Consider the following 24,581-nt stretch of genomic DNA (forward strand, 5'->3'; position numbering starts at 1 on the left):
TCAGCACCGTCCGGGCACGCCCGGCGGCACGCCGTCCGGGATGGCCTGGGCGAGGACCCGCTCGAGCTGCAGCTGCGCGGGCACGGGATGGAAGAGCCGCAGCCGGATCCGGCGCGGCTCCCCCGGGGCGAAGCAGTAGAACCGCCCGGACACGACCTGCGCCACGGCGCCGTTCTCGTCGACGAGCACCGCCTGGGCGGCGACGTACCCGGTGAGCTCGCCGTGCGCGGTCAGCCGGACCGTCACCACGGTGTCGTCGGTCTCGCGGTGCAGCTTCGGGCGACCGACGTCGATCCGCGGCGCGTCCCCGGTCTCGCCGAGGTCGGCGGAGACCGGCCGGACCTCGACGTCGGCGACGTCCCTGAGCTCCGAGCGGAGCTGCGCGAACAGGCCGAACTCCTGGCCGGGCGCGAGTCCGACGATCGTGCAGCACACGTCCTTGGGCGTGCCGCTGGTGGTGAGCAGCGCGACGCCCGAGCGGTCGCGGGCGGTGATGGCCACCCGCGCCCGGTCGATGACCCGGTCGGAGTCGTTGCGGACGACGACGGCGAGCTGTCCGGCGGCCATCCCCCAGGAGACGACGCCCAGGCGGGGCTCCGACGGGTCGGCGGGGTCGGCGCTCGGCGTGTCGTCGGGACCGGCCGGCGTGGTGGTCCGGCCGGCCGCGGGCCGGTCGGGCTCGTCGGACGTCCGGTCCACGACGCCGGTCATGAGCAGAAAGCCGCCGACCAGGCCGACCAGCAGGCAGCCGAAGCCGACGAACAGCGGCCACTTGGGCCCTCGATCCTCGCTCCAGGGGCTCATCGCATTCCTTCCGTTGTCATTCCCGCGCAGGCCGGTGCCCCGAGCACGCGGGCATGGATCTCCCGGTAGCGGGCCACCATCCGGTCGGCGTCGAACCGCTGGCGGAAGACGGCCCGCCCGCGGTCGCCGAGCGCCGCGCGGACGGCGCGGTCGCCCGTGACCTCGTCGAGGGCCCGGGCGAGTGCCGGCACCGAGCCCGGGCGCGCCATGCGCACCGCGCCGGCGAAGTGGTCGACGATCCCCGGCACCGCCGAGGCCACGACGGGCACGCCGGCGCCCAGCGCCTCGAGCACCGAGATCGGCAGGCCCTCCCAGTCGGTGGGCAGGACCATGAGGTCGGCCGCGGCGAGCAGCCGCGGCACGTCGGAGCGCGGCCCGAGGAAGCGGACCCGCGGGCCCAGGCCGAGCCGGGACGCCTGCTCCTCCAGGCGGGCGCGCCGGGGGCCGTCGCCCGCGAGGAGCAGGGTGGCGGGCCGCTCGAGGCGGGCCCAGGCGTCGAGCAGGAGGTCGTGGCGCTTCTGGTCGACCATCCGCGCCAGGCACAGCCCGGCGACCTCGGTGCCGCGCAGGCCGAGCTCGCGGCGCGCCTCGTCGCGGGGGTACGCGGGCGGCGCCGGGACGCCGTTGGTGACGACGTCGATCCGGGCGGCCGGGTACCCGTGCCGCTCGAGCTGCTCGGCGAGGTGCGGCGCCACGACGACGACCCGGTCGCTGGTGCGCGCGAGGATCCGGGCCGCCCGCCCGGCCTCGGCCTCGTCCACGCCGTGCAGGGTGGTGACGATCGGCGTACGCCGGGGGAAGGCGAGGCGGGCGAGCACCGACGGCTTGGGGTTGTGGGCGTGCACCAGGTCGGGCCGCTCGACCGAGCGCAGCCGCCGCAGCGAGCCCACCAGGTCGGCCGGGCGGCGACCCACCAGCCGCAACGGCAGGTGCGCGACGCCCACGTCCTCGAGCTCGGCGACCCGGAAGCCCGGCGTGCTCGCGACCCGGACGTCGTGGCCCTGGGCGGCGGCGTCGATCGCCAGCCGGACGGCGACGACCTCGGCGCCCCCGACGCCCAGCTCGGAGATGACGCTCAGCAGTCTCATGCGGCCACTCCCTCGTAGATCGCGACCAGCGAGCCGACTGTGCGGCCCAGGTCGAACCGCTCGGCGACCCGGGCCCGGGCGGACGTGCCCAGTGCGCGACGCAGGCCGCCGTCCGCCGTCAGCGTCGTCAGCGCCTCGACCCACTGCTCGCCGTCCCCCGGGGAGACCAGCAGCCCGTCGACGCCGTGCCGGACGATCTCGGGGACGCCGCCGACCCGGGTCGCGACCGGCGGGACGCCGCAGGCCATCGCCTGGAGGAGGGCCATCGGGCAGGCCTCGGCGGCCGAGGAGAGCAGGAACAGGTCGGCGTCCCGCAGGAGCCCGGACGGGTCGGCGACGTAGCCGGGGAGGCTCACCCGTCCGGCCGTCCCGGTCGCGGCGACGGCGGCCTCGACGGCCGCTCGCTCGGGGCCGTCGCCGACCAGCACGAGGTCGAGGCCGGGTACCCGGGCCAGCGCCCGGACCAGGTCGGGGACCCGCTTGACCGGCTGCATGAGCCCGACCCAGACGGCCGTCACCCGCTCGCGCGCAGCGACCGGCGCGGGCCCGGGCCGGGCGGCGAGCCAGTCCGGCGCGACGCCGTTGGGTACGGCGTGCACCCGGTCGGGCGCCACGCCGATCTCGTCGCGTGCGTAGCGGGCCAGCGCCTCGCAGGGCGTCACCACCGCCGAGCGCGGCGAGCCGGACAGCAGGCGCTCGGCCCAGAGGTACGCGACGCGGTCGCGGAGCCGGGGCCGCGCGATCTCGAGGTTGCCGGGGACCAGCGTGGCCAGCGGGTCCGGGACGCCGTGCAGGGTGTAGACGGTGGGCAGCGACCCGCGCAGGCCGAGGAGCCGGCCGACGAGCCCGGCGCGGCGGTCCTGCAGGTGGACGACGTCCGGCCGGATCCGGCGCAGCGCGCCGGCGACGTCGCGGAGCCCGCGGAGGTCGGTCTTGTCGCGCATCGCGGCCGGGTGGGTGTGCACCCCCCTGCGTGCGGCGTCCTCGAGCACGACGCCGGCGGGACCGACGACGTGGCTGTCGTGGCCGAGCCGGGCGAGCTCGGCCGCCACGTCGAGGGCGTGGTCGACGGGCCCGCCGCGCTCCTGGGTGATCAGCTGGACGACGCGCATGCGAGCACCCCCTCGTCCCGACGGGTCGCCGGCTCCGGGACCGGCCGCGCTGCGTGGGCCATCCCCAGCGCCGTCCCCAGCGCGATGAGCAGCCAGACCGGCAGGTAGAGCTGCTCGCTGAGGAAGCAGGCCGCGGTGAGGGTGCCGGCGAAGGCGACCAGCACGGCGTCGGCGAGCGGGCGCAGCTGCGGGCTCCGGCGCGCGCGGACGGCGCCGCGCACGCCGTACCCGATCGCGGCGAGGAAGGCGGCGAGGGCCGGCAGGCCGAGCTCGGCGCTGACGTCGAGGTACATCTGGTGGGCCACGGTCTGCCGGACGACCGGCACCCCCGCGGGCACGTACTGCGCCGCGGCCGCCTCGAACCCGCCCGGTCCCTGCCCGAGCAGCGGGTGGCGGGCCGTCATCTCGGCCGCGATGGTCCAGGTCGTCACCCGGCGGTCGACGTTCTGGCTCGCGACGTGGTCCTTCTCCAGCAGGCTGCGGTCGACGGTGTCGGCGTGCGTCGCCCAGAGCGCGACGACGGCCACGCCGGCCGCCGCGGCGACGGCCACCGCGCTCGTGGCGCGGAGCGCGCCGATCGCCACCGCCACCACCGCCATGACGGCGAGGCCCAGCAGCGCCCCGCGGGAGAGCGTCGCCAGCGTGGCGACGACCAGTACGGCGGCGGCACCGGCCAGGAGCACGGCCGTCAGCGGCGTACGGCGCACCCGGAGCAGGGCGAAGGGCAGCGCCGCGATCATGAAGAAGGCGAGGTCGTTGGGGTCGGAGAGCGGGCCGCCCGCCCGGCCGCCGTCCTGGAGGAAGCCCACGGTCGCGACCAGCCCGGCGGCGGTGCAGGAGAGCAGGAACGCCGTCGCCAGCCGGCGGGCGACGACCTGCGGACCCGGCCGTCCCCGGGCGACGGTGTCGACCAGGACGACGACCACCAGGACGTACGAGGTGTAGGTGAGCGCATGCGCGCCACCGGTCTCCGGGTCGGCGCCGGCGGCGGCGAACGAGGCCAGCAGCAGGAGGAGCAGGCAGCCGAGGGCGACGACGGCGGGCTGGCGCAGGCCCCGGGGCCGCGGGTCGACGACCAGCCGGGCCAGCCAGGCGAGGAAGAGGACGGCGCCGGCCACCTTGACCGCCTGCGGGTGGACCTCGGCGAGCAGGTCCCCGAACGGCTCGACGACGACATAGCCGAGCGCCGCCCACTCGACCCGGTAGGCCGCGGCGGCGAGGACGACGAGGCCGGCGATCCCCAGCAGCAGCAGGCCCGGCGAGGTCACCGCGGCGTACCCGCCGGCGGCGGCCAGGGCGACGATCGGGAGCACGCCCAGCCAGGCCGGGCGCACCCGCGCGAGCAGTGCGCGGGCGCCGGTGTGGTCGTCGACGTCGAGGAGCAGGAGGGTCCCGGCGTACGCTGCGAGCGCCGGGGCGGCCACGACCGCGAGGCGCGGCAGCGCGTCCGGCGATCCGGGGACGACCCGGTCGAGGACCACGGCGACGCCGGCGAGAGCGGCGGCCGCGGTCGCCACCGGGGCCAGCCGGCGGAGCAGGCGCAGCAGGGCCGGCCGGTCGAGGCCGGGCACCCGGCGGCGCACCAGCGGCACGGCAGCGGCCACGGTGACCAGCCCGGCGGCGGCCTGGGCGGCGGCCGCCGCGGTGACGCCGTGGTCGACCACGGCGAGCAGCAGGCCGAGCAGGACGACGAGGTGGAGGGCGGTGAGGCGGAGCAGGTCCTGGGTGCGGCCGACCGACTTGAGGGTCGCGAGCAGCAGCTCCAGCAGGCACAGCAGGAGGCCGTAGACCGCCAGCCACCGCAGCGCGGGAACGGCGGGCGCCCACTGCTCCCCCAGCACGGTCAGCCGCGGGGCGAGAACCAGCAGGGCGACGTACAGGGGGACGACGAGGGCGTGCAGCACGACGGCTGCATCGACCGCGGCGCGGCCGATCTCGCTGCCGCGCAGCCGGCACAGGTGTGCGAACACGGCGCCCCCGATGACCAGCGCGATGAGGACGTACGGCATGGCCGCGAGGCGGAAGGCCATCGAGTAGACGCCGACGTCGTGCGGACCCAGCCGGTGGGCGACGATGACGTAGTCGAGGTTCAGCATCAGCAGGGTCAGCACGCTGCCGGCTGCCAGGCTGCGGCCGAAGACCAGCAGCGCCCGGACGTCCTCGCGGGACCAGCCGGGGCGGACCGGGCGGCGCACCGCCCAGAAGCCCGCGAGCACGACGACGGCGAGGGCGAGCTGTCCGTAGACGAGGGAGTACGCACCGCGGCCGGCGGCGAGGGCGCCGATGGTGACCACGGCACTCACCAGGTTGCCGGCGATGTCGGGCAGTACCCGTCGCCGGAAGTCGAGCGCACGGCGGAGCAGCTCGCCGCTGACGCCGGCGACCGCCACGAGCGGCGCGCACAGCACGACGCCGCGCAGCACGCCGGCGCCGGTGTCGCCGGCCTGGAGCATCGTGGCCAGCCACGGCGCGGCGACCCAGACCACCGCGACCAGCGCCGTCGAGGTGGCCAGGGCCAGCGTGACGGCGCTGCGGGCCGCGCGCTCGGCGTCGCCGCGCAGGTGGACGAGCGCGGTGCTGGTGCCGAGGTCGGACAGCACCGTCACCACGTTGAGGACGACGGAGCCGAGCGCGATCAGCCCGAACTCCCCCGGGTCCAGGACGGCGGCGAAGACGAGCAGCACCACGGTCTGGGCGGCCTTGGCGGTCGTCGCTCCGACCGCCAGCCAGCCGGCCCCGACGGTCGCTCGCGGCGCCGGGCGCTCGGGTGGGGCGAGGACCTGGGTCACGGCTCCGGCCCTCCTCGGGCGGCGTCCGCGAGCAGCCGCTCCAGCGCGGCGCAGCGCTCCTGGAGCGAGGCGATCCCCTCGCCGAGCTGCGCGACGGCGTCCGCGAGGGTCCGGTGCAGGCCGGTGCCGGCGTCGATGACGTCGGCGAACGACCGGCGCCCGGCGGCGCGGACCTGCTCGGCCGCGATGTCGCCGGCGGCGGACCGCTCCGCCACCAGCTGGCGGGCGGCGTCGTCGGCCTCCCGGGCGGCGTTGCGGCGCGCGTCGTCGCGGACCCAGGTGGCCCGGTCCTCGGCGTACGCCGTCAGCTCGCCGGCGAGCTGCTCGACCCGGTCGCTGCAGGCGCGGCCCCATTCCTCGATGTCGGCCGCGATCCGCCGCGCGTCGGTCTCGGCCTCGGCGCGGATCCGCTCGGCGACCTGCTCGGCCTCACGGACGACGGACGCCGCCTGCACGCTCGCCTCGGCGTGGTCGCGCCGGGCGAGGTCGAGCAGCTCCGTGGCCTGCCGCCGGGCCACCTCGGTGGCGGACCGGGGCGCCGGGTCCGCAGGCGCGGGCTCGGCGAGCTCGGGCTCGGCGGGCTCGGCGGGGTCAGCGGGTTCGGCCGGCGCCGGCTCGGGGACGCCGCCCGCCGGCTCGGCGGCGAGCAGATCGTCGAGCGAGGTCCACGACCGCCGGGACGCGCGCTCGTCCCGCCCCCGGAACACCCGCCTCACCGGCCCTGCACCTCCGCCTCGAAGGCGCGCAGCGCCGGCTTCGCGGTCAGGTCCGGGCCCAGCAGACCGAACCCGTCCTGGTACGACGCGGTGGGACCGTCGATGTCGCGGTACCAGATGATCGGCCCGACGTAGGCGTAGCTCTCGCGGATCAGACGCACGGCGTCGCTGAGGTAGCGCGCCTGCTTGCGGGGCGTGACCGGGCGGTCCCACGCGTTGCCCTCGCTGTCGGTCCCGGTCGACCAGCCGAGCTCGGTGATCCAGATCTTCTTGTGGCGATCGCCCCACTCGTCCATCACCGCGCGCATCGCCGGGGTGTGGGTGAGCCGCCAGACGGCGCCGACCGAGGGGGTGTCGGGAGCGGCGTCGCTCGGCCCGACGTAGGGGTGGGTCGCCAGGACGTCGAAGCAGTCCTTGGCCCCGGCCCGGTAGGCCTTGCCCAGCCACGCGTCGTCGTTGTACATGAGACCGCCGAAGAGCACCGGCGAGTCGTCGTGCTCCTTGACGGCCGGGTAGGCGGCGCACAGCATCCGGGTGTAGGTGACCGGGTCGGCGCCGGTGAGGAAGCCGTCGAAGTTCGGCTCGTTCCACACCTCCCAGGCCGCGACGTCGTCGTGCCAGCGCTGCGCGGCCCGGCCGAGCGCGTTCGCGTAGTCCTGCGGGTTCGCCGGCGGGGCGTAGAGGCTCCCGGTCGTGCTGGCCCACGGCGGTGTCAGCCAGAAGGAGACGATCACCTGGAGGTTGCTGGCGCGGGCCCCGGCGAGGACGTCGTCGATGAGGCCGGCGTACCACGGGTCGAACGGGCCCGGGCCGTTCGGCTGGAGCGTGGCCCAGCCGACGTCGACCCGCACCCAGCGGGCACCGGAGGCGCTGAGCCGGTCCATCACCTTCAGCGCCCGGCGCGCATCCGCCCGGTGGTGCGCGGAGAGCTGGAAGCCCAGCGCGTCGTCGCCGCGGCGCGGCTCCGCGTCGTTGGAGGGGGCCGCGGACGGGTCGGTGGACGGGGTGGCGGACGGGCGGGGGCTCTCCTGCCCGGTGGCGGGCCGGTGCCCGACGCCGGACTGCGAGCGGGCGTCGAGCTGCCACGGCAGCGCCGCCCCAGGAGCCACAGCCCGATGATGCCGGCCACCACCAGGCTGCGGCGGACGACGACGGTCATCGTGCACCTCCGGTCGATTCGTGGGTGTCGCACTCCACCCGGGGCGCACGTCCGACGAGGTCGTGCGCCTTGCGGCGGAGCAGCGGGACGCGGTCCGTCGCGAGACGGGCGCGCGGGTAGTGCCGGTGCAGCTTGATCCGGAAGGACCGCAGGGTGTCGGTGGCGTTGACGTCCACCCGCCCGTTGGCGAACCCCGGCACCGCGTCGTGGACGGCGAAGGCGTGGTCGTAGCCCGCCCGCTCGACCGCCAGCCGGACCCGCGCGTCGTGGGCGCCGTACGGGAAGGCGAAGGACCGCACCGGCCGGCCGACGACCCGGGCCAGCTCGGCCCGGGTCTCGACGACCTGGCGGCGCAGGTCGGCGTCGCCGAGCCGGGTGAGGTCGGCGTGGTCGAAGCCGTGTGCGCCGATCGCCATCCCGGCGGCGGACACCTCGCGCAGCTCGGCCGCCGACAGCAGCGGGTGCCGGTAGCGCGCGGCCAGCCAGTCCGAGCGGCCGCCGACCAGGCCGGCGGGGACGTAGAGGACGCTGGGCACCCCGAGCGACACGAGGATCGGCGCGGCGTGCTCGCCGACGCCGACATACCCGTCGTCGAAGGTGATCAGCACCGCCTTCCGCGGCACGTCGGCACCGCGGAGCGCGGCGGCGTACGTCGTCTCGTCGATCGGCACGTATCCCGCCTCCAGCAGGTGCTCGACCTGCTGGCGGAAGGCGTCCGGCGCGACGAACATGCCGTAGGGGTCGCGCGCGGAGCTGACCCGCTCGATCCCGTGGTACATCAGCACCCGCACCCGTCGCGCGCTCGAACGGGGTCCCCGGCGAGTTGTTCGCCGGAGGCGCGAAACGGGGGAGAGCGAAGAATTCGGTGGGGTGTTCATGGGACACGCTGCCTGATCTGGTAGATTCCGCCGGCCAGCAGCAGGCCGGCCAGGGTGAGCAGGGCCGCGAGGTAGAGCGTGCGCGGCGGGTCCGAGGTCACGCCGGCCCGGCCGGCCTCGACGACGACCACCACCTTGGCGGTCTCGTCGGTCTCGCCGAGCTGCTCGGCCCGCGCGGCCAGGCCGTTGGCGACGTCGATCGCGACGTCCTCGTCGGTCGAGGTGGCGGCGATCCGCACGGTGGAGGTGCCGGGGTCGCGGGTGGTCGTCACCGTGACCTCGGGCCGGTGGTCGGAGGACGTCACCGAGTCCGCGACCCGGGCGGCGCTCTCCTTGGCGCCGAGCGCGACGCCGTACTCGTGGGCCTGCATCTCGATGCTGTCGGCGGACTGCTCGGCGGTCAGCGGCCGCAGGGCGATCGCGCTGGTGGCGGTGTACTGGGTGGGCATCAGCAGGATCAGCTGGACGCCGAAGGTGACCAACAGCGCCAGCCCGCCGACCAGCAGGCCGATGGAGCGCCACTGCTCCCGCTGCCGTCGGGACTGCCCCTCGGTGGTCACCATGGTCGTGTGTCTCCTCGTGCTCGGGGGTCAGGGCGCCGTCACGCCACGGGCTCGGCGGTGGCGCAGGGTGGCCGACACCGCGCCGTACGCCTTGGCGAGGTCGCGGGCCGCCGCGACACCCGGGACCAGCGCCGCGGTGCGCAGGGGCGCGGGGCTGCGCAGGGCGCGGGCGACCGGCAGCGAGAGGTACGCCGCCGCACCGAGGCCCGCCACCACGCGGGCGCGCGGGCCGCCCCGGGCCGCCACGACGACCGCGGTGCCGTAGGCGGCCACCCGGGCGAGGTCGCGGCCGAGCAGCCGCCGGTCGAGGGAGTCGCCGCTGCCCTCGCCGTAGCGCCGGTACATGGTCAGGTTCGCCCGGAAGGTCGGGCGCTGCGCCCACACCACCTCGGCGTCGCGGACCATCGCGGCCCGGCCGCCGGCGGCCACGACCGCGCGGCCGAAGAGGACGTCCTCGCCGGTCGCGAGGTGCTCGGGGAAGCCGCCGGCCGCGCGCCAGGCGTCGCGGCGGAAGGCCACCGAGCGCCCGGTCGGCATCGTCGGGTCGAAGCTGCGGCCGAGGAAGCGGCCGTAGGCCCGCACCAGCGGGGTCGGCCGGGCGAGCTCCTCGACGACCGGGTACCCCACGGCCGCGAGGGCGTGCTCCCAGACGCGGGTGGCGGCGACGCTGTAGGTGCCGGTCCACAGGGCGACGTCGGGATGCCGGTCGAACGCCCGGCGCAGCGCCGCGAGCCACCCGGGCGCCGGGACGCAGCCCGCGTCGGTGCAGGCGACGGCGTCGTGGGCGGCCGCCTCGATGCCGACGTTGCGTCCGCGCGAGATGCCCGCACCGGGCTCGACGAGGAGCCGGACCCGGGGGTCGCGGTCCGCGACGCCCGCGACGAGGGACGTCGTGCCGTCGGTCGAGCCGCCGTCGACGACGACCAGCTCGTCCCGGGGGCCGAGCTGGGGCAGCAGCGCCCCCAGCAGCGCGACGACCGCGTCCCGGTCGTCGAGGACGGTGGTGACGACGCTGACGGCCGGGCCGGTGGGGGCGCGGCCGACGCCGGGGCGGTGGGCCAGCTCGGCGAGGAAGTCGACCAGCCGGTCCGCCGCGTCGGCGGCGTCCGGGAAGTCGCGGGAGCGGTCGGCCGCGGCGGCGCCGAGCCGCTGCCGCGCGCGGTCGTCGGCGAGCGTCGCCAGCGCGGCGGCCACCTCGGACGGGCGACCGGGGCGCACGACGACCGCGCCGTCGCCGGCGATGTCGTCCACCGGCGGCACGACGACCACGGGCACGCCGCCGGTCGCCGCCTCGAGCGCGGACATCCCGAACGCCTCACGGACCCAGGGCTCGGCCGGGGTCGGCTTGGTCAACACGGCGACGGCGTCGAAGGCGGTCACCACCCGGGCGAACTCCGGCACGTCGCCGAGGAAGCGGACCCGGTCCGCGAGCCCCAGCTCGTCGGCGAGCGCGACCAGGCGTGCGTGCTCCCCCGGATCGGCCGGATCCGCAAGGCCCGCGACCGCGAGGTCCCAGCCGTGGCCGCCGGGCTCGGCCAGGGCGCGGACCGCGTCGTCGATCCCCTTGTACGCCGTGATCCGCGCGCCCATGCCGAGCAGCAGGCGGTCCTCGTCGATCCGGACGCCGAGCCGCTCCCGGGCCGCGGCCCGGGTCAGCGGGGCGGGCATCCGGGGCGGGTGCAGGACCAGGCCGTTGCGCGGGTCGCGTCCCTCGACCAGCCAGGAGCTGGTCGAGACCTGGCCGTCGGTGATCCGGTCGAGGAGCCCGACCAGGCGGCCCGAGAAGGACGCGTCGTGGCGCACCCAGACCACGGGCAGCCCGAGGGACCGGGCGGCCGGAGCCGTCACCAGCGCGGCCTTGACGCCGTGGGCGACCACCACGTCGGGGCGGATCCGGCGCAGGTGGGGCAGGATGCGGGCCTGGGTCCGCAGCAGGCCGGCGGCCGAGCGCTCGTCCGGCAGCACGACCACCGGGCGGTCGCGGGCCTCCCACTGGGCGGCCGTCGGCCCGGCACCCAGCGCGATCAGGCCGAGGTCGAGGCGCTCGGTGGCGTCGGCCAGGTGGAGCTGCCATCGCTCCGCACCGCCGAGGACGCCCCCCGCCTGCACGACCGTCACCCGGAGACGGGACCGCCCGTCGCCGTGCGGCGTGCCTCCGCGGCGCTGGGACATCTCGTTCCTCCGGTTCGTCTCGGCCAGGACGGCGGTCGGGTCCGCCGGTCATCCCTCTAGTGCGGCGCGGGGGCGGCCGTGATCCGTCGCGGGACCGGTTTTTCGGATGGTTCTCAGCTCGGATGCGCGGCTCAGAAGGGGCGGCTCAGAAGGGGCGGCTGCGCCGGCGGCGGCGGGTGGGCCGGACGCCGAGCAGCACGCTGCCGAGGATCCGGAGCCGGATGCCGCGCAGGTGCTCGGCCGCGCGGCGCACGAACCGGGGGTGGACCCGGCCCGACGGCACGGTGAGGAGCATCGCGCCGTGGATCGCCATGATCCGGGCGTCCTCGGAGCCGGACACCGGCGGCGCGTGCGCGATGACCACGTCGTAGGCGTCCTCGGTCTCCTGGAGCAGGCCGCGGAAGCGCATCTCGAGCAGGCTCGGGGCGGCGAGGTGGGCGTGGCCCAGCGGGAGCACGTGCACCTGCGGGGTCGGGCCCACGATCACGGCCTCCTCGAGGGTGCAGCTGCCGGCCATCACGTCGTACAGGCCGGGCTCGCCGGGCTCCTCGAGCGCGGGGTGGACGTCGCCGTCGCGGTCGGCGTTGATGACGAGCACGCGGTGGCCGACCTCGGCCAGGGCCGTCGCCAGGTTGACCTCGGTCCACCCGGCCCACGGGTCCGACCCGCTCGCCGAGGCGACGACCAGCAGCCGGCACGGGTCCTCGGCGCTGGCGAACTCCACCGCGATCCGCAACGCGCGGATGGACTGGAACTCCTCGGCGTCCAACCGCAGGGCGGGTACGCCGGCGGGGTCGGCCGGCTTCGGGATGACGCCGAGCACGGTGGTCTCCGAGACCTCGCCCATCTCGTCGGGGTCGGTGACGGTGCGGAACATCCGGTCGGCCACGACCGCGGCGGCGACGGCGAGCAGCGCGGCCAGGACGATGCCGGCGAGGCTGGTCAGCGGGATGTTGGGCGAGCTGAAGGTGTCGGGGACGATCGCGTCCTCGGTCACGTGGTAGTCGAAGGAGCCGTTGCTCGGGTCGTGCAGCGGGAGCGCCTCGACCACGAGGTTCGCGATCTGGGCCGCCTTCTTGGGGTCGGTGTCGTGCACCGACACCTGGACGATCACGGTGCCCTCGACGACCTTGCCGCTCACCTCGTCGGCGAGTCGCGCGCTCGAGCGGTCCGCGACCCGGCCGGAGACCTCCTCGAGCAGCGGGCGCGACTCGGCGACGTCGGCGATGGTGCCGAGCAGGTCGGAGTAGCTCGCGGCCGAGGGGGCGAGGTCGGCCTTCGGGGTCACGGCGATCCGCGCGGACGCGGTGTACTCGCGCTCGGCCAGCACCAGGCCCGCCGCGACGACGTTCGCGACGAGCGCGAACACCAGCAGCACCACCCACTTGCGGCGCCACAGCAGGGCACCGGTGGCGCGAAGCCCGCCCCGCACGGTCATCGGGCGCGGCCCGACATGCTCGATCGGGTCCAGGGATGTCGTCGACATGGCTGTCCTAACTGGGGATCAGTGCTGCTGCTGGCGTGTGCTGGTAGACGGTGTCGAGCCGGCGGCGCTGGGCCGCGACCGAGTGCTCGGCGGCGAAGGCGAGCGAGCTCTGCTGCTCGGCCGCCCAGAGGCCGGGCTCGTGCAGGCCGACGAGGCGGAGCGCGATGTCCTCGGGCGTGGCGGCCAGGCCGGGGACGCCGAGGCTCTCGAGCGTCGGGATCCGGCGGGCCACGATCGGGAGGCCGACCGCCGCCGCCTCGATGATGCTGACCGGCGCGCCCTCCCAGGCCGCGGTGTGCACATAGGCCTGGGCCGACGCGAGCCGTCGTACGACGTCCTCGCGCGGGAGCCAGCCGGACACGGCCACCCCGCCGTCGCGCAGCTCGGCCTCCGCCCGGGCGTCGCCGCCGCCGAGCCACTCCCACCGGGCGGGCACGAGGCCAGCGCTGTCGAAGGCCCGCTTGGCCGCCAGCAGGTGGCGCCAGTCCTTCTGCGCACCGACCCGGCCGACGGTCACGATCCGCGGGGACGCCGCGTGGCGGGCGCGCGCGTCGGGCGGGGTGAGCGCCCGGTTGGGCACGGTGACCACGCGGCGGTGCCCGAGGTTGCGGGCCAGAGCCGCCTCGTGCGGGGAGCAGGCGACCAGCACCGCCGTACGGCGGATCAGCGAGCGCTCCACGCGCCGGATGCCGGATCGCATCACGGTGCCGATGTCGCGCCGCTCGAACGCGAAGCAGTGGGGGCTGTAGACGACGTCGACGCCGAGCTCGACGGACCGCGCGAGCATCCCGGCGTACGACGAGTGCGCGTGCAGGTGGTCGGGGCTCAGCAGGTCGACCGCCGCGCGCAGCCCGCGCACCGCGGACAGCGGGCGCCGCGACAGGGAACTCGTGGATCCGAACAGGTGCCGTCCATCGCCGGTGTCGGCGTGGTCGCGCCGCGGCCAGGTGAGGAGGTGGTGCTCGATGTCCGGGGTCGCGTCGACCATGGTGAGGACCGAGCTCAGCACTCCTCCCCCCACCGACTCGACGAGATGGACGACACGCATGATCAGGCCTCGGACCCCTCGGCGCGGAACATGGCGCCCAGCTGGCGGCCCTCGGAGCGCCCGGCCGGCTCCGCGCGCTCTCCGGTCGCGGTCTCCACGGACGGGTCCTGCTCGTCGCCGGCCCCGGGCTCGTCGACCGTCGGCTCGTCGCCCGCGGGCTCGTCGACCGCGAGGTCCTCGTCGGCCGGCTCGACGGGCGTGGCCGGCGGGTTGCGGCGGGTCTCCTCCAGCAGGGCATCGATCGCGCACAGCCGGTCCTCGACGGTGGCCATGGCGATGTCGAGGGCGCGCGCGATGTCGGCCATCGACGACTGGATGCCGGCGCCGAGGTCCGCTGCCTGGTGCAGCACCTCGCGGGCCCGGCCGCGGATCTCCTCCGCGTCGCGGGCACCGCGCGCGGCGGCCTCGCCGACGTAGAGCCGGGCGGTCTGCTCGGCCTCGGCCATGGCCGAGCGCATCGCCTCCGCGCGGATGCTGTCGGCGTCGCGCTCGGCCTCCTTGGTGAGGGAGTCGGTGGCGGCCTCGACCCGGGCCCGCTGCTCCTTGACCCACTCGATGGCCTCGTAGCGGGAGCGCTCGGCGTCGGCCACGGCCTCGGCGCGCACCCGCTCGGCGACGTCGCGGGCCTCGACCACGATCTGCTCGGCCTGCTCGGTCGCGTCGTTGCGCGCCTGGGCGGCCATGGTCAGCATCTCCTGCGCCTGCTGCTGGGCGTCGCGGGTCGCGCGCAGCGTCTCGGCGTGCTCGGTGACCGACAGGACCGGCGGCACGGGTGCGGGCCGCCCGGGCGTGGGTGCGGCCGCTTCCGGGGACTCGGGGGACTCGGGGGACTCGGGGGACTCGGCCGGCGCCGCCTCCTCGTCCGGCGTGGCGTCGGGGTCGACCTCACCCCCTCCAGCTCCGCCAGGACGTCGTCGAACGCGGCCGCGGCCTGGGCGGCGCGGTCCCCACTGTTGCGAGCGCGGTTGAACATGTTGGTCTCCATCGGTTGAAGGGGTCAGTAGGCGCCCCGCGCGCCCACGACCGCGGGGAGCGTGCGGAGGAGGATCCATAGGTCGAGTGCCAGCGAGCGTCGCTCGATGTACTCCAGGTCGAGGGCGACGGCGTCGTCCCACGCGAGGTCGCTGCGGCCGCTGATCTGGGCGAGGCCGGTGATCCCCGGCCGTACGGCGCAGCGCCGGTGCTCACGCGCCTCGAACCGGGCGACCTCCCGCGGGGTGGTCGGCCGCGGCCCGACGAGCGCCATGGTGCCGTTGAGCACGTTCCACAGCTGCGGGAGCTCGTCCAGGGAGGACTTCCGCAGCCACCGGCCCACGGGGTCACCCGCGGGTCGCGGTGCAGCTTGTTGAGCGGGCCGGAGCCGTCGTCGGCCTGCGCGAACACCTCGTCGGCCCGCTGGTCGGCGTCCCGGCACATGGTGCGGAACTTGACCAGCACGAACCGGCGCCCGCCGTGGCCGACCCGCTCCTGGCGGAACAGGACCGGCCCGCGGCTGGTCGCCACGATCAGCACCGCCACGACGGCCAGCACCGGCAGCAGCACCACCAGGGCGAGCGTGGCGACGCTCAGGTCCAGCGCGCGTCGTACCCGGCCGTGGCCGAGCACCGGCACGGCCGAGCCCAGGACGACGGCGGGCGCCTCCCGGCGCCGGCGCCCGTCGGCGAGGACCTGTGCGTTGTCGGGCAGTGCGCTCACGGACTCGTCCCGTCGGCGTCGTCGGGGTCGGGCCGGGCGGCGTAGGTCCGGGCGAACTCACCGAACTCCGCCGCGCGCAGCTCGACCCGGAAGGCCTCGCGGACCGTGGCCATCAGCCGGTCCGCCTCGTCCAGGCGGGCGTTGAGCACGCCCAGCCCGGCGTTGCGCATGGAGTCGGCGTGGCCCAGGGCCTCGGTGACGATCCCCCGCGCCTCGCGGTCGGCCTCGGCCAGCTTCTCGGTGGTCAGCCGCAGCGCCATCGAGCGCAGCCGCTGGACCTCCTTGGCGACCAGGCGCAGCAGCCGGGCGGCCTCGGTCGGATCGACGACCATGGCGTGCTCGAGGCGCTCGAGGAGATGGTCGATCTCCCGGTGCGGCAGGAACGCGGGCCAGTCCGGGGCAGGGTTCGGCTCGGTGTCGTGCTGCTGCGTCGAGCCTTCGGGCGTAGTGGGCAACGGGCGCCGCTCCTGTACTGGTCGTGGTGTGGTGACGGGGAGACCGACAACCACTGCCGGGTCACACAGCACAGGTGCAGGGAGGATCGCCCGCTGATCCATGCGGGCCGGAGAATTTTGGCGAGCCGTCGTACGACGGCTCCGGACCCCGGGCCGGGCGGCCGGGTCGACGCCGTCAGGCGGCCGGGGTGAAGTACCGGAACGCGGCCCAGTGGTAGGGGTGCGGATGGGTCCGCGCCACCGCGTGCCGGGCCCGGCCGAGCGCGGTCCGCGGCGAGTCGCCGGCCGCGATCCGCTCGTAGAAGTGGGTCATCAGGGTCACGGTGACCTCGTCGTCGACCGGCCACAGCGACGCCACGACGCCGTCGGCGCCGGCGCTCAGGCAGGCCCAGGCCAGTCCGATCGGCCGCAGCAGGTGGCCGGCGGCCCGGCCGGAGCCGCAGGCGCTCAGCACGATCACCCGGCCGCGCAGGTCGAACCGTCCGTCGACCAGCTCGGCGGCCGTGAGCCACCCGTCCGCCAGCCGCAGGGCGGAGAAGAGCGGGTTCCCGGCGTGGAACCGGCCGTGCGCGGCCACGTGCACGAGGTCGGCCGAGCCGATCCGGCCCGCCAGCGCGTCGGCGGTCGCCGTCGCCCCGACCCGGACCTCCGAGCGGGGCAGGGTCGCCGCGATCATCTCCGCCTCGGCGGCGATCGCCGGCGCCTGCTCGTCCGGCGCCGCCAGCACGAGCACCCGCAGCTCGCCGGCGGCGGCCGACTCGGCCGGCTCGGCCGGCTCGGCCGGCATCGGGGCGGCGAGCTCCGGCGGCGTCAGCTGCCGCCGCCAGGACGCGCCGACGTCGAGCAGGGCATCGAACGGGACGCCGAGCAGGTGGCGGTGGGCGGCCACCTCGAGCGGCTCGAGCTCGATGTCCGCCAGGAGGTCGGCGAGCGGCAGGACCAGGTGGTCGTAGAGCGCGTCCAGCGACGGCGAGGCGGCGGCGCCCGACCCGAGGACCGCGACCAGGTGGCACTCCTGCTGCCAGGCCGACACCAGCCGGGCGGTCTCCGGGGCGGCGCCGCCCAGGCGGCGTACGTGCACCTGGCCCTCGCGCAGCACGAAGGCGATCACGTCGGCGCCGGTGACGTAGTACTCGACGACCGGCCCCTCCGGCACCGGCGGCAGGTCCGGCGTCGCGACCTGGCCTCCCGCCGTGAGGCCGCGCCGGGCGCCGGCGATGAGGCTGTCGACGTCGATCGCCGACACCGCCGCCTCGTCGACGTGCCAGCCGTGGGTGTGGGCCCGCAGGGCGGAGAAGGCGGACGCCTTGGCCGCCCGGACCCGCTGCCAGGCCTCGATCAGGGCGGCATGGCCGCCGTCCTCGACGAGCAGGTCGATCAGCTCGTCGCTCGCCTCGGCGAGCAGCCCGCCGTGGCCGCCTCCCGCCCGGGGCCGCTGGGTGAGCAGGTGGGCCATGGCGCAGGCGGCGCGCAGCTCCTCGGCGGCCTGCCGGGTGCTCCCGGCCTGCCGGAGCCGGCGGGCGCGGACGATCCGCAGCTCCAGGCGCAGCTCCGGGCGGCCCAGCCGGTCGACCTCGGCCGAGGCGACCGCGATCCGGGCCTCGGCCTCCTGCGGGTCGCGCAGCGCCTGGGCCATCAGCAGGGTGGCCCGCACCCGGGCGGTGTCGGCGACCGACTCGTCCTGCAGCACGCGTCCCAGCTGCAGGACCGCCGCGTCGCCGCTCCCCTCCGTGCAGGCGATCCGGGCCAGCAGCAGCCGGGCCTCGTCGCGCGAGAGGACGTCGCCGCAGGCGGTGGCCAGCTGCTCGGCGGCGACCAGGGCGTGCCGGGCGGTGTCGGCCCGGCCCAGCCGCAGCGCGGCGGCGGCGCAGACCAGCTCGGCGCGGGCGCAGGCCGCCATCCGGCCGGCGTCCCGGAACGCGTCGCGGGCGGCCAGGCCGCGCTCGTAGGCCTCCTCGGCGAGGCCCGCGCTCAACAGCGCCTCCGCGAGCGCCCGGTCCCGCTCGGCGACGCCGCAGCCCAGCTGCTCGAGCGTGGGGCCGATCCGCTCCAGCAGCTCCATCGCGGACACCGGGCTGCCGGCCGCCGCGAGCGCCTCGGCGATGGGGACCACGGCGGCCGCCGCGGCGTGCGCCGCGCCCTCCTGCAGCGCCTGCTGCCGGGCGTCGCAGAGCAGCTCGAGCGCCTGGTGGACCAGGCCGTCGGCGACCAGCACCCGGCCGCGGCGCAGCGCGACCTGCGCCACCTCGTACCGATCGCCGAGGCGCCGGGCGAGGTCGTCGGCGAGGTCGAAGTGCCGCACGGCACCCGCGAGGTCGCCGGTGGCGGCGTGGGCGCTGCCGAGCTGCTGGTGCGCCGTCAGGTGCAGCCGGGTCGCGAGCTCCTCGTCGGTGACGCTGCCCCGCTCGATGCCGCTGAGGATCCGGCCGACCAGGAGGATCACGTCGGCGTACTCGCCCGCGGCGAGCATCACCGCCGTCCGGCCGAGCATGGCCCCCGGGCCTCGAGCGCGCGGCCGGCGGCGAGCCAGGCCATCCGCGAGAGCTGGTACGCCGTGATGGCGCCGAGCAGGTCGCCCCGGGTGAGCTCGACCTCGCCCCGGATCGCGTGGAGACGACCGGCGTGCAGGTGGTCCTGCTGCCGGTCGACGAGGGCGGCCGCCCGGTCGAGCAGCTCGATGCAGCGGGCGATGTCGCTGCGGCGTACCCGTGCGGCCTCGTCGATGAGGCTCGCGAGGGCGTGCTCGCGATCCTCGATGAGCTCGGCGACCATGGCGTGCCGGCTCAGCCGCGGGTCAGGTCGAGGGCCGCGGCGATCCGGGTGTCGCGGACCACGATGCGCAGCTCGTCGATCGAGTCGGGCACCTCGGTGAGCTCGAACCGGCCGTCCGGCGTGGTGCGCGCCAGCCTGCGGACCACGCCGTCCTCGAGGAGGGTCACGTCGGCGACGCCCGCTCCGTGGTCGAGGAGCAGCAGGCCGTTGAGGTCGACGTGTCCCGGCATCGCGCGGTGGACCTCGACGACGAAGCGGCCGTGCTCGGTCTCGAACGCGAGGTGGGCGTGGTCGAGGGCGGCCTCCGCCGAGCGCGTCCCGGTGATCGGCTCCCGGGTGTCGTAGAGCAGGTGCGCCGCGGACCACCGCACCTCGGGCGGGAGGTGCGCGGGGTCGCCGAGGAGGCCGCGGAGCCGGGCGCTGAGCGCCGCCGGCGGCGCCACCAGCGGGAGCAGGCGCGCGTCGGACAGGAACCGGGTCATCCAGGCGGCGGCATCCGCGGACGCGTCGTCCGCGGCGACCTCGGCGGCCACCTGCTCGGCCCGCTCGGACGGCAGGCGTCCCTCCACCCAGTCGACGATCTCGGTGAAGGTCGGACGCCGGGTCACCACGCCCCGTCCTCGGTCAGGATCGCGCGGAGCTTCTCCAGGCACCGTCCCCGCAGCGGCCCGATGCCGCCGATCGAGCGCCCGAAGCGCTCGGCGATCTCGGCGTAGCTGGGCTCCTCCGGGTCGAAGTAGAGCGCCTCGAGCAGGCTGCGGCAGGTGCCACCGAGCTCGGCGAGCGCGTCGTGCAGGGTCAGCACGGTCGCCCAGTCCTCCAGCGACTCGTCGACCTCCTCGGGCGCGACGTCGAGCTGGACGTCGCGCCGGCTGAGGTTGCGGACCCGCCAGGCCTGGCGCCGGGTCACCGTCATCAGCCACGACGCGAGCCGCTCCTCGTCGCGGATCCGGCCGAGCGAGTCGATCAGGGTGACGAAGGTGCCCTGGGTGACGTCCGCCGCGTCCTCGGCGGACAGGCCGTTGCGGCGCGCGACCGAGTAGACGAGCCGCTCGTACCGGCCGACCAGCAGGTTCCACGCCTCCGCGTCGCGGCGCCGGCAGCGGGCGAGCAGCTCGGCGTCGCTCGGCTCCACGACGGCCTCCTGGCCGCGGGTCCGCAGCGGGATCACGTTGTCCCGGGAGGACGGCGCAGCGCCGGGTGGGGGCGGGACCAGCGGATCGAGCGGATCGGAGGGCCGGGACGTCATCAGGGTGGGTCGACTTTCGGTGGAGGAGCTGGGCGGGGTCTCCGCCGGCGCTCCCTTCTCGGGCGCAGCCTCCGGCCTCGCCGCATCCCGAGCGCGGTCCGGCCAGCACTGCGATGCTGAACAGGGCGGTTCGAGCGGGTCCCGAGTCCGCTCACCCCCCGTCAACGGAGCCTAGGGGCGACCGTCATGAACATCGGCCCGGGTGTTCTCAGACCTGATACGTCACCCGGCCGACTCCCCCGGAATCTCCCCCGATCGCCGCTCAGGGCGTGAGCCGAGTCACACCGGCGGCGTCGAGCCCGGCCCGGAAACGCCCGTACGACGCGAGCTCGGCCCGCACCGGGTCGAGCACCTGCGCCCGCATCACCCGGGCGACGACCTGGCGGCTCCGGTCGTCGGCGACGGGCCGGCCGGCGGCCCGGGCGTCCGCGGACCGGCCGGCCAGGTGGCCGGCGAGCGCGGCGACCGCTCCCCCGGCAAGCACGACGGCGCCCACGGCGGCGGGCAGACCCAGCAGCCCGGTGAGGGAGCCGGCGAGGAGCAGCAGGCCCAGGACGGCGCAGACGGCTCCGGCGGCGCGGACCGGGCGCCACGGCCCGGTGCCCGCCCCGGTCACCGGCGCCGGGAGCGCGGCGAGCTCGGCGTCCAGCCGGTCGTCGGTGCGGTCGAGCCCGGCGGTGGCGGCGGTGCGGATGCCCTCGGCCCAGGCGGGGGTCAGGTCCCGGCAGACCTCGTCGGTCAGGGCCCGGACCGCGGCATGGACGGCGGAGCGGTCCACCGGCCCCCGGGCATCGCGGCCGGCCGCCTCCGCGACACGTCGCTCGAGGTCCGCGACCCAGACGTCCGGAATCGCGGTCGGGGCGTCGCCGGCCGCCTCGGCCAGCCGGGCCGTCGCCGCGGCGACGTCGGCCTCGGCGCGGCGCTCGGCGTTCCGGCTCTCCTCGACCCGCCGGCTGATCGCGGTGCGCAGCTCGCCGATCCCGAGCCCGTGCCGGGAGCTGACCCGAGGATCCGCGGGTCGCGCATGCCGTCGGCGACGAGGACCTTCCGCAGGTCGCGCAGGAGGTCGGCGCGCATCTCCTCGGGCACGGTGTCGAGGTGGTTGAGCACGACCATGGTCACGTCCCGGTGTCCCGCCAGCGGCCGGAGGAAGCGCTGGTGGATGGCCGCGTCGGCGTACTTCTGCGGGTCGACGACCCAGATCAGGGCGTCGGCGAGCGCGACGATCCGCTCCGCCTCCTGGTGGTGGGCGGTCCGGATCGAGTCGTGGTCGGGCAGGTCCAGGAGGATCAGGCCGTCGGGCAGCGCGGAGCGGGACGCGGCGCCGTCGAGGGAGGAGCGCCAGAACCGGCCCGAGGGCGGCACGCCGAGCCAGTCGAGCAGCTCGGTGACCTCCTCGTCCCCTCCTCGTCGCTCCAGACGAGCGCGGTGGCGACCGAGGTGGTCGGCCGCTGCGCGCCGGCGGCGGAGAGCTCGGTCCCCGCCAGCGCGTTGAAGGTGGTCGACTTCCCCGAGCCGGTCGCGCCGGCGATGGCGACGACCGTGTGCGCGGACGACCGCCCGAGCCGGCCCGAGGCCCGCGCGACGGTGGCGGTCACGTCGTCGAGGAGGGCGTCGTCGAGCCGGCCACGCGCCTCGGCGACCGCCCGGTCGAGACCGGCGAGGCGCCGCTCGACCGCCGCTCCGCGCCGGGCGACGGGCTCCGGCGCGCCGCGGAACGCGGCGCCCAGTCCACCACTGGCCATCGCTCAGGACCTTCCCGCGGCCGGGCCCCGAGCCGCACGGCCGCGGCGGCCGCGGTGCGCAGCCGACCGGGCGCGTCGGGGGTAAGGCTCCAGCCGAGCACGGGCTCCAGGTAGCGGGCACGCTCGGCGGCCAGCAGGTCGCCGGCGGTCCGGACGATGCCGGTCCGCGCGGCAGCGACCGGGCCCGGCGCGGCGCCGCGGTCCGCGGACGGCGCGGCCACGGCGCAGACCGCCAGCGCCAGCCCGATCGCCCGCGCGGACGGGTCCGTGGCGAGCCCGCGACGCCAGGCGGCCACGGCCTGCCGGGCGGCGGTGCCGAGCCGCCGGCCGGGGCGGGCGAGGTCCTCCTCGCTCCAGTCGAGCAGCGCCTCGCCGTACGCCGAGCCACGCAGCACCCGTGCCGTCTCGCCGGCCGCCCGCTCGGCGTGGTCGACCACCAGGCCCTCGAGCGCCAGGTCGAGGGCGACCTCGAGCCGGCCGAGCAGCGGCTCCTGGCGGTGGGCCGGCAGCGCGACGACCCGCTCCCGGACCCGTCGCACCATCTCGGTCATCGGCAGCGCCTCGGCCGTGCCGACCAGGTCCTGCCACTGGCCGAGCAGGTCGCCCCGCAGCACCGTCCCGTCCGTCAGCGCCGCCGTCAGCCCGGTCAGCGCCTCGTCGTAGGTCCGGTCGGCGAGGGTCAACAGCTCGCCGATCGCCGCGACCTGGCGGTCCGCGGCGTCGGCCACCCGGCGGGCCACCCGCCCGGCCTGGCGGACGGCGCCGTCGACGCACTGGCGGGCGATGTCGTGCCGCAGCGCCGGGGACGCGGAGAGCGCCTCGAGCGCCTCGCGGATCTCGGCGACCTGGGGCGAGCGGAGCAGGCCCCGCTCGACGGGGCCGTGCTCGACGAACACGAGCTTGCCGCGGCCGATCCCCCGGACCTCGAGCTGCTCGGCGAGGTCGACGGACACCGTGGCGAGGTCCTCGGCGGGGATCCGGTTCATCACGACGATGAGCGGGGTCTCCCGGGCACGGGCGATGTCGAGCTGCTCCCAGGGCAGCTGGTCGGCGTACCGCGCCGCCGAGGTCACGAACAGCCACATGTCGGCGGCGGCGAGCAGCCGGGTCGCCAGCACCCGGTTGGCGTCGTCGATGGAGTCGAAGTCGGGCGCGTCGAGGAGGGCGACCCCGGCGGGGACGGCGGCATGGGGCACGACCTGGAGGGCCCCGGGATCGTCGGTGGGCTCCTCGACCCGGTCGAAGGCGGGCAGGATGCCGTCGCGGCCGAACCAGCCGCGGTCGGACGGGTGGTGGATGAGCACCGGCGAGCGCGTCGTCGGGCGGATCATGCTGGACTGCGACACCTGCTCGCCGACCAGGGTGTTCACCAGCGTCGACTTGCCGACGCCCGTCGGGCCGCCGACCACGACGAGCAGCGGGCGGTCCGGCGCCGCCAGCCGCGGGACCAGGTAGTCCTCGAGCTGCTGCAGGAGCTCGGCCCGCTGGGCGCGCACCGGGGCGGTGCCGCGCAGGGCGAGCGGGAGCGGGGCGGCCGCGAGTGCGGCACGCAGCGCCGCGACACGGTCGAGCGCAGGGTCCGGGACCGACGTGGCGGCCCGGTGCGAAGAGGTCACCCCGGTCGTGGTGTCGACCGCTGTCACGTCCGGAGCAACGAGCGGCTGCGCCGGCCGTTAGGGCCTGTCCAAGAATTAGTTGGCGTGTAGGCGTTGTCAGGGTGCGTGCTGGGCAAGGCGCCGTCCCGACGGCATACCGGGTTGTCTTCCGAGGGGCGGCAACGCGGACCAGTGCGTGCCCTGGCGGCGCGGACACGCCAAGTAAGTGTTGGACGGGCCCTTACGGGGCGCGCGACCGCTCAGCGCAGCTCGATCCGGATCTGCTGGATCCGGATCCGCACCCGCTCGCGAAGCTCGGCCGGAGCGGTCTCGCCGCAGGAGCGGGCGACCACGGCCTTGACCGTGCGCTGCAGGTCGTAGCGCTCCAGACAGGGGCTGCAGGAGTCGATGTGGGCGCGGACGACGGCGCAGTCGCCGGCCTCGAGCTCGTTGTCGATCAGCCGGACGATGCGCTCGAGGAAGTCGGCGCACTCGGCGTTGCTCGGGTCGTCCGACACGTGGACGTGCTCGTGCTCCGTGGGGCCGGACATCACTTGCCTCCCTCGAGCGGAGCGTCGCCGCCGGTGCGGACGTAGTCGGAGAGCATGTCGCGGAGCTGGCGCCGGCCGCGGTGGAGGCGGGACATGACCGTCCCGATCGGGGTGTCCATGATCTCGGCGATCTCCTTGTAGGCGAAGCCCTCGACGTCGGCGAGGTAGACCGCGAGCCGGAACTCCTCGGGGAGCCGCTGCAGCGCGTCCTTGACCTGGCTGTCGGGGAGGTGCTCCAGGGCCTCCATCTCCGCCGACTTCAGTCCGCTCGAGGTGTGCGCCTCCGCACGCGCGAGCTGCCAGTCCTCCACCTCACCGGTGTCGCCGGCGAGCGCCTGCTGCGGCTGGCGCTGCTTCTTCCGGTAGTTGTTGATGAAGGTGTTGGTCAGGATCCGGTACAGCCAGGCCTTGAGGTTGGTGCCCGGCCGGAACTGGTGGAACGCGGAGAACGCCTTGGCGAAGGTCTCCTGGACCAGGTCCTCGGCGTCGGCCGGGTTGCGGGTCATCCGCATCGCGGCGCCGTACAGCTGGTCGAGGAAGGGCAGCGCATCGCGCTCGAAGCGGGCGGCCCGCTCCTCGGGGGTCTCCGTGGCGACGTCGACGACCTCGTCGGCGGCGTCGAGGGACGAAAGGTCGGAAGTCTCGGTCATCGCGTCCCAGCCTACGGTGCCCGCCGTCTCCGGGCGTTCCAGCGTCGCGATCAT

Annotated in this window: 23 protein-coding genes and 1 pseudogene; all 24 read right to left on the reverse strand. The window is 76.3% G+C overall.

The genetic code is table 11. From position 1 onward, the window contains the following. Positions 1 to 804 (reverse strand): hypothetical protein, encoded by an 804-nt coding sequence (locus FIV44_RS02435; protein ID WP_141003101.1) that lies wholly within the window; start codon positions 802 to 804, stop codon positions 1 to 3. Further along, positions 801 to 1,892: a glycosyltransferase gene (locus tag FIV44_RS02440; RefSeq protein ID WP_141003102.1), complete on the reverse strand. Its 1,092-nt coding sequence runs from the start codon at positions 1,890 to 1,892 to the stop codon at positions 801 to 803. The genes FIV44_RS02435 and FIV44_RS02440 overlap by 4 nt, the downstream gene beginning before the upstream one ends. Then, positions 1,889 to 3,004 carry a glycosyltransferase family 4 protein gene (locus FIV44_RS02445; protein WP_141003103.1) on the reverse strand — a complete coding sequence of 372 codons (1,116 nt, stop codon included), beginning with the start codon at positions 3,002 to 3,004 and terminating at the stop codon, positions 1,889 to 1,891. The genes FIV44_RS02440 and FIV44_RS02445 overlap by 4 nt, the downstream gene beginning before the upstream one ends. After that, positions 2,986 to 5,793, reverse strand: a complete 2,808-nt coding sequence (locus FIV44_RS02450) for an oligosaccharide flippase family protein (protein WP_181410940.1) — start codon at positions 5,791 to 5,793, stop codon at positions 2,986 to 2,988. Before FIV44_RS02450 ends, FIV44_RS02445 begins: the two co-directional genes overlap by 19 nt. Beyond that, positions 5,790 to 6,509 carry an ATP synthase subunit B family protein gene (locus FIV44_RS30155; protein ID WP_181410941.1) on the reverse strand — a complete coding sequence of 240 codons (720 nt, stop codon included), beginning with the start codon at positions 6,507 to 6,509 and terminating at the stop codon, positions 5,790 to 5,792. The genes FIV44_RS02450 and FIV44_RS30155 overlap by 4 nt, the downstream gene beginning before the upstream one ends. Then, entirely contained in the window at positions 6,506 to 7,618 is a 1,113-nt protein-coding gene (locus FIV44_RS02455) for a cellulase family glycosylhydrolase (RefSeq protein WP_141003105.1), read from the reverse strand. Before FIV44_RS02455 ends, FIV44_RS30155 begins: the two co-directional genes overlap by 4 nt. Before the next feature lie 46 nt (positions 7,619 to 7,664). Then, the gene (locus FIV44_RS02460; protein ID WP_181410942.1) at positions 7,665 to 8,459 is read right to left on the reverse strand and encodes a polysaccharide deacetylase family protein; all 795 of its coding nucleotides are present in this window, start codon (positions 8,457 to 8,459) and stop codon (positions 7,665 to 7,667) included. Positions 8,460 to 8,542: 83 nt separating this feature from the next. Next, positions 8,543 to 9,109, reverse strand: a complete 567-nt coding sequence (locus FIV44_RS02465) for a hypothetical protein (RefSeq protein ID WP_141003107.1) — start codon at positions 9,107 to 9,109, stop codon at positions 8,543 to 8,545. Between the two features lie 27 nt (positions 9,110 to 9,136). Beyond that, positions 9,137 to 11,227: a glycosyltransferase gene (locus tag FIV44_RS02470; protein ID WP_181410943.1), complete on the reverse strand. Its 2,091-nt coding sequence runs from the start codon at positions 11,225 to 11,227 to the stop codon at positions 9,137 to 9,139. A 199-nt stretch (positions 11,228 to 11,426) separates the two neighbouring features. Further along, the gene (locus FIV44_RS02475; RefSeq protein WP_141003109.1) at positions 11,427 to 12,767 is read right to left on the reverse strand and encodes a tyrosine-protein kinase domain-containing protein; all 1,341 of its coding nucleotides are present in this window, start codon (positions 12,765 to 12,767) and stop codon (positions 11,427 to 11,429) included. A gap of 7 nt (positions 12,768 to 12,774) precedes the next feature. Next, on the reverse strand, positions 12,775 to 13,815 hold the full coding sequence (locus FIV44_RS02480) for a glycosyltransferase (RefSeq protein ID WP_141003110.1): 1,041 nt from the start codon (positions 13,813 to 13,815) through the stop codon (positions 12,775 to 12,777). Between the two features lie 2 nt (positions 13,816 to 13,817). After that, entirely contained in the window at positions 13,818 to 14,585 is a 768-nt protein-coding gene (locus FIV44_RS02485; protein WP_141003111.1) for an ATP synthase subunit B family protein, read from the reverse strand. Between the two features lie 227 nt (positions 14,586 to 14,812). Beyond that, positions 14,813 to 15,510, reverse strand: a pseudogene (locus FIV44_RS33810) (sugar transferase). Further along, positions 15,507 to 15,965, reverse strand: a complete 459-nt coding sequence (locus tag FIV44_RS02495; RefSeq protein ID WP_141003112.1) for a DUF2841 domain-containing protein — start codon at positions 15,963 to 15,965, stop codon at positions 15,507 to 15,509. Before FIV44_RS02495 ends, FIV44_RS33810 begins: the two are co-directional and overlap by 4 nt. 175 nt (positions 15,966 to 16,140) lie before the next feature. Continuing rightward, on the reverse strand, positions 16,141 to 18,456 hold the full coding sequence (locus FIV44_RS02500) for a CHAT domain-containing protein (protein WP_141003113.1): 2,316 nt from the start codon (positions 18,454 to 18,456) through the stop codon (positions 16,141 to 16,143). Beyond that, positions 18,435 to 18,737, reverse strand: a complete 303-nt coding sequence (locus FIV44_RS02505) for a hypothetical protein (protein ID WP_141003114.1) — start codon at positions 18,735 to 18,737, stop codon at positions 18,435 to 18,437. The genes FIV44_RS02500 and FIV44_RS02505 overlap by 22 nt, the downstream gene beginning before the upstream one ends. Before the next feature lie 11 nt (positions 18,738 to 18,748). Next, a complete protein-coding gene (locus FIV44_RS02510) occupies positions 18,749 to 19,345 on the reverse strand; it encodes a hypothetical protein (RefSeq protein WP_141003115.1) in 597 nt (198 codons plus the stop codon). Then, entirely contained in the window at positions 19,342 to 19,986 is a 645-nt protein-coding gene (locus FIV44_RS02515) for an RNA polymerase sigma factor (protein ID WP_141003116.1), read from the reverse strand. The genes FIV44_RS02510 and FIV44_RS02515 overlap by 4 nt, the downstream gene beginning before the upstream one ends. 262 nt (positions 19,987 to 20,248) lie before the next feature. Next, positions 20,249 to 20,764 carry a hypothetical protein gene (locus FIV44_RS02520; RefSeq protein WP_141003117.1) on the reverse strand — a complete coding sequence of 172 codons (516 nt, stop codon included), beginning with the start codon at positions 20,762 to 20,764 and terminating at the stop codon, positions 20,249 to 20,251. Continuing rightward, positions 20,725 to 21,351, reverse strand: coding sequence for a P-loop NTPase family protein (locus FIV44_RS02525; RefSeq protein ID WP_141003118.1), 627 nt, complete (start codon positions 21,349 to 21,351; stop codon positions 20,725 to 20,727). The genes FIV44_RS02520 and FIV44_RS02525 overlap by 40 nt, the downstream gene beginning before the upstream one ends. Further along, positions 21,276 to 21,584 carry a GTPase gene (locus FIV44_RS30160; RefSeq protein ID WP_181410944.1) on the reverse strand — a complete coding sequence of 103 codons (309 nt, stop codon included), beginning with the start codon at positions 21,582 to 21,584 and terminating at the stop codon, positions 21,276 to 21,278. Before FIV44_RS30160 ends, FIV44_RS02525 begins: the two co-directional genes overlap by 76 nt. Further along, positions 21,581 to 23,347 carry a GTPase gene (locus tag FIV44_RS02530; RefSeq protein WP_181410945.1) on the reverse strand — a complete coding sequence of 589 codons (1,767 nt, stop codon included), beginning with the start codon at positions 23,345 to 23,347 and terminating at the stop codon, positions 21,581 to 21,583. Before FIV44_RS02530 ends, FIV44_RS30160 begins: the two co-directional genes overlap by 4 nt. 239 nt (positions 23,348 to 23,586) lie before the next feature. Further along, the gene (gene rsrA / locus FIV44_RS02535) at positions 23,587 to 23,877 is read right to left on the reverse strand and encodes a mycothiol system anti-sigma-R factor (protein WP_141003120.1); all 291 of its coding nucleotides are present in this window, start codon (positions 23,875 to 23,877) and stop codon (positions 23,587 to 23,589) included. Continuing rightward, positions 23,877 to 24,527, reverse strand: coding sequence for a sigma-70 family RNA polymerase sigma factor (locus tag FIV44_RS02540; RefSeq protein ID WP_141003121.1), 651 nt, complete (start codon positions 24,525 to 24,527; stop codon positions 23,877 to 23,879). The genes rsrA and FIV44_RS02540 overlap by 1 nt, the downstream gene beginning before the upstream one ends. Positions 24,528 to 24,581: the final 54 nt, after the last annotated feature.

Source organism: Nocardioides humi (assembly GCF_006494775.1).
Lineage (GTDB): Bacteria > Actinomycetota > Actinomycetes > Propionibacteriales > Nocardioidaceae > Nocardioides > Nocardioides humi.

What these genes read in the sequence shown, in the direction of transcription:
- FIV44_RS02435 (WP_141003101.1), bottom strand. Translation starts at nt 804, where the DNA reads ATGAGCCCCTGGAGCGAGGATCGAGGGCCCAAGTGGCCGCTGTTCGTC.
- FIV44_RS02440 (WP_141003102.1), bottom strand. Translation starts at nt 1,892, where the DNA reads ATGAGACTGCTGAGCGTCATCTCCGAGCTGGGCGTCGGGGGCGCCGAG.
- FIV44_RS02445 (WP_141003103.1), bottom strand. Translation starts at nt 3,004, where the DNA reads ATGCGCGTCGTCCAGCTGATCACCCAGGAGCGCGGCGGGCCCGTCGAC.
- FIV44_RS02465 (WP_141003107.1), bottom strand. Translation starts at nt 9,109, where the DNA reads ATGGTGACCACCGAGGGGCAGTCCCGACGGCAGCGGGAGCAGTGGCGC.
- FIV44_RS02475 (WP_141003109.1), bottom strand. Translation starts at nt 12,767, where the DNA reads ATGTCGACGACATCCCTGGACCCGATCGAGCATGTCGGGCCGCGCCCG.
- FIV44_RS02480 (WP_141003110.1), bottom strand. Translation starts at nt 13,815, where the DNA reads ATGCGTGTCGTCCATCTCGTCGAGTCGGTGGGGGGAGGAGTGCTGAGC.
- FIV44_RS02500 (WP_141003113.1), bottom strand. Translation starts at nt 18,456, where the DNA reads ATGCTCGGCCGGACGGCGGTGATGCTCGCCGCGGGCGAGTACGCCGAC.
- FIV44_RS02505 (WP_141003114.1), bottom strand. Translation starts at nt 18,737, where the DNA reads ATGGTCGCCGAGCTCATCGAGGATCGCGAGCACGCCCTCGCGAGCCTC.
- FIV44_RS02515 (WP_141003116.1), bottom strand. Translation starts at nt 19,986, where the DNA reads ATGACGTCCCGGCCCTCCGATCCGCTCGATCCGCTGGTCCCGCCCCCA.
- rsrA (WP_141003120.1), bottom strand. Translation starts at nt 23,877, where the DNA reads ATGTCCGGCCCCACGGAGCACGAGCACGTCCACGTGTCGGACGACCCG.
- FIV44_RS02540 (WP_141003121.1), bottom strand. Translation starts at nt 24,527, where the DNA reads ATGACCGAGACTTCCGACCTTTCGTCCCTCGACGCCGCCGACGAGGTC.